Genomic DNA, 4,195 nt, shown 5'->3' on the forward strand with positions numbered 1-4,195 from the left:
ATATTGGTCCGTTATGGGCCAGGATGCAGCATATGCAGTTTCCGGAAATGGTCAGGCAAGTCATGCCGTCTCCTGAGACCTTGATTCATAGTTTTCTGGCTTATGCGGGAAGTTTCAGTCTTCTCGCCCTCCAGTTCGTGCTTACGTTAATCATTCTGGGCGTACTTCTCATGCGCGCTGAATCGGCAATTGCGCTGGCTGGGAGTCTGGTGAGCATTCTCGCGGGCAGCCGGGGACGGGAGATGCTTCAGCTTGCCGCTTATACGATCCGGGGTGTTGCATTCGGCGTCACGGTAACGGCGGTCGTTGAAGCCGCTGTGGCGGGGATCGGGCTGAAACTCGCAGGGGCGCCATGGGTCAGTATTCTGACAGCAGTCACCTTCATGGTCTGTCTGTTACAGGCGGGCCCTGGTGTTACCCTGATCCCAGCCGTGATCTGGGTCTATTTTGATCAGGGGCTGGTGCCCGCAGTGCTTCTGTTAATTGTGACCATTATCACGATCATCATCGATAATGTTTTGCGCCCGTTTCTGATCCGCAAGCAGGCCGATATCCCGCTTATTCTCATCATGCTCGGCGTTATCGGAGGTCTTGGCAGCTTAGGACTGGTCGGGATCTTCATCGGTCCGCTGGTCCTCTCCGTCGCCTATACCCTGACCAAGAGCTGGATTAACGACTCCCGAGCTAAAATCTCGCCTTTGCCGCCCAATTCATTCCACTAGCGTTTTCTGTGCTGAATGAATCGGTAAGGATTCCTAGGATGGCGCTGATCTGATTCCAAGAGACGACCGGGATAAATGACGGGTTCGGAAAACCCTTCTTACGCATTTTTATACGCAACAATATCAATGATTTATGTTCATAAATCGACCAAAAAAGGAGGTTTTTCGAACCCTCCACATTGTGGTTGTCTCTTCGATACCTTTAAAGCCAGTTATGCTCTTGAGATGCTTCCTGTGCTAAAAAGACATCCTCAAGGGAGGGTATTATGCCAAACCTCAATGGAGGGCGTAAAAAACCAAAGCAGACTGTTAAGAAAAAACCTTTTCGTCTCAATGAAGCGAAGAAACTAGTCGCTCCGGTGGTGATCATCACGGGCCTCTTTCTCGGGGCAATCGGAATGCGCGGAGTTTTTCTAAATCGGGCCTCAGTCACGTTGGGCGGCCCTTATACGCTCATCGATATGCACGGTCATCCTCTTACGGAGCGTCAATTCCGAGGGCGCTATACACTGATTTATTTTGGGTACACACACTGCATAGATGTCTGCCCGTTAACCCTCGCGACGGTCACACAGGCTCTCGATCTCATGGGAAAAGAGTCACACCAGATTGTGCCGATTTTCATCACGGTTGATCCAGCGCGTGATACTCCTGAGGTTGTTGCCGATTATGTCAGTCACTTCTCTCCCAACATCGTTGGACTTACGGGAACTGAATCTCAGATCCACGCAGTTATTGACAGTTTCCACGTCATGGCGCGACGTCGTGGCCCTTCGGCGGATCATCTGTCCTCAGGCTATCTTATGGATCATAGTTCCGTTCTTTACTTAATGGATGGCGATAATCGGCTTGTGTCCGTTCTGCCAGTCGACACAAGCCCGGAGGAAATCGCCACCCGATTGCGTCGTCTCGTCCCTGCCAGTTAGTTACGACGCACGGCGGTCAGCTCGGGAAAGCAGGGTTGCAAGACAGAGAAGCAAAAGAGACGCTCCAAGTTCTGGCAAGAGTAATCCCAGTACAATCAGGATAACCAACGCGCCCACGCCAATCTTCTTGTTGGGATCGACAGGCGGCACTCCCAGCCTCCCTGGGGGTTTGCGCCTAAACCACAAGACAAGTGCTGCGATGCTCATCGCAAGTAATCCGATCGCTACAAGAAAATTCAAAAACTGATTGGCCTTCCCGAACAGCTGCCCTTCATGCGCCGCAACTCCATAACCGATGATGCGATCAGTCCATGCTTTCTCTTCAAAACGATGGACTGACCGTACCCGACCAGAGGCCTCTACCATCGCACTGATGCGGTTGGGACGGTTCTGCGTGTCGGAACGAACAGTCCACGTTGTTTCTCCCGCTGAAGGTGGCGTTACGAGAACAGGTGCTGGAAATCCGAGTTGGGACGCCGTCATGACCACTTGGTTCAGGCTGCCTGATAAGGGGCTGTCCGACATCGCCATGGGCCCCATATCCATACCTGGCATTGTATCGGTCTGCTGGGGCGAGACCGAGCGCCCTGCAATCCGATTACGTTCAGAAACAGCTCCGATGTCCCAGTCAGGAACCGAAGTTAGGCGGCTGAATTGTGTTTCCACCCGAGCTAGGGCGTGTCCCCAAACAAAAGACCACGGCAAGCCGGAAACCAGAAAAAGCACCAAAAACGAGGAGACCCACAACCCTGTTACCGCATGGAGGTCTCGCCACCGGACACGACCGTTGCGGGTCATCCGTGGATAAAGAATACCTGCCAGACTCTTTATCCGGCGCGGCCACCAAAGATACAGGCCTGTAGCAATCAGAACGATTGTCCAGGAGGCCACCATTTCCATGATGATGGAGCCAGTATTCCCCAATAACAGCTGGCCGTGCAGTCTAAAGATGATGCGCTCAAAACGGTCTTCTTCAGGAACCTGTTTGAGAACCACGCATGATGTCGGATCAACATACACGCGTATGGCTGTGCCCTGACGATCAACGATCACCCGGGCAGCACCGGAAGCCGTCTCCGGAAGTTCATAGGCTAGAAAATGACTGCCAGGGACAGCATCGAGTGCCGCTCTGACTTCCTGTACCGGGGTTGAATGTGTCGTACCGCCTGCGAGATGATCGTAACGCCAGTCAATCCAATGATCCACCTGCGGTTTGAACAGGTAAATTGACCCTGTGAGGCACAGCAACACAATAAAGGGAAGACAGAAGAGACCCGCAAAGAAATGCCATCGCCAGATCGCTCGATAATCGGGCCAGACTGGGGCTCTGGAAGCGTTCATCATCATGGATACCTTCAGAACTTGATCCGCACGCCACCAAAGAACGCTCTTGGCGATCCGGCGTAGATTGAGCCTGTCTTATTGGCCAAAACACGTCGCCCAGCCTGCTGCCCGGTCGAAAGGAGTGTATCGCTGATGTCAGTCGCACCTGCGGCATAAACCTGATTGGTTACATTCTGTACTTCGAAGTAGCTGTGCAGACGGTGAGCCCAACCCAGACGTTCTGGTGGGTCGTAATGAATCTCCAGATTGAGCAATGCGTATGAGGGGGCTTTCAGAATATTGGCATTGTCGAGGTAAAAGGCGCTCCTCCACGTCACTTCTGCAAAACCTCCCAGCCCTTGCAGCCATCCGTCTGGCTGATCATAGAGAACACGCGCATCTAAAAAATGCGGCATAACACCGGGAATGAGATTCCCCTTCCGCGAGAAATTCCGCGCCATCGTGCTGTTGGACAGGGTCTCGGTGTATTTTGTATAGATCTGGTTGTCATAGGTATAAGACAGCTTCAGCCGCGCACCTGGCAGAGAGGCACGCAATGGCTGCCAGGTCGCACCGAGTTCAATGCCACGATGCTCTGAGGCCGGGGCGTTGAAGGTATAGCTTCCCGCGGGTGTATTGACACCCGCCGACTGGCTGACAAGTTCGTTCCGGTAGAACTCATAAAAGCCCGTGGCCTGAATATTGATGCTGGGCGACGGATGCCATTCGGCCCCCAAGTCAAAACCGAGACTCGTTTCGCTTTTAAGCTGCGTATTGTTCCCGTAGCTTCCCTGAGGGGTTACGAAGAAACTGGAATAGCCGGGTGTGGCATAAGCTGTTCCAACACGACTGTGCAAAGTCCAGTCTTTGGTTGGTGTATAAACCAGCGAGGCTTCAGGTGCGAGATTGAAGAAGCGTCGATTGGCCGTAATATTCTGCAGAGAGGTTGAACTTGCCGATCTATTGTAGAGCGTCTGAACTGCTCCAACATCAGATTGCGTCCCACCAAGTCCGATTACAGCATGCCAAAGCGGAGAAAACTGCCAGTCTTCCTGAAAGCGGAGGCCGATGTTCCACTGATGTCCGTATGACGTGGAATTCAAAGCACCGCGCGTCGCGCCGCCTTGCGGGGTCAGATTATAGACCTGATAGCCATAATCCATGTAGTCGAAGCTGGCACCGACAAAACTGGTGAGGGGCGTCTTTCCGATACGGCCGCGGTTC

General features: G+C 53.0%; 4 protein-coding genes. 2 read left to right on the forward strand and 2 right to left on the reverse strand.

The window, feature by feature from the left end:
* Both HKD28_RS16140 and HKD28_RS16145 read left to right on the forward strand, forming a co-directional pair.
* The coding region (locus tag HKD28_RS16140; RefSeq protein WP_194269090.1) for an AI-2E family transporter at positions 1 to 722 on the forward strand (722 nt) is incomplete at its 5' end.
* A gap of 266 nt (positions 723 to 988) precedes the next feature.
* Positions 989 to 1,648, forward strand: a complete 660-nt coding sequence (locus tag HKD28_RS16145; RefSeq protein ID WP_194269091.1) for an SCO family protein — start codon at positions 989 to 991, stop codon at positions 1,646 to 1,648.
* Here HKD28_RS16145 and HKD28_RS16150 read toward each other — a convergent pair whose 3' ends face one another.
* Together HKD28_RS16150 and HKD28_RS16155 are read right to left on the reverse strand one after the other, a co-directional pair.
* Positions 1,649 to 2,995: a PepSY-associated TM helix domain-containing protein gene (locus HKD28_RS16150; protein WP_194269092.1), complete on the reverse strand. Its 1,347-nt coding sequence runs from the start codon at positions 2,993 to 2,995 to the stop codon at positions 1,649 to 1,651.
* Between the two features lie 8 nt (positions 2,996 to 3,003).
* A partial coding sequence (locus tag HKD28_RS16155; RefSeq protein WP_194269093.1) for a TonB-dependent receptor occupies positions 3,004 to 4,195 on the reverse strand: 1,192 nt, incomplete at its 5' end.

Source organism: Gluconobacter cadivus (assembly GCF_015244745.1).
In the GTDB taxonomy this organism is placed as follows: domain Bacteria; phylum Pseudomonadota; class Alphaproteobacteria; order Acetobacterales; family Acetobacteraceae; genus Gluconobacter; species Gluconobacter cadivus.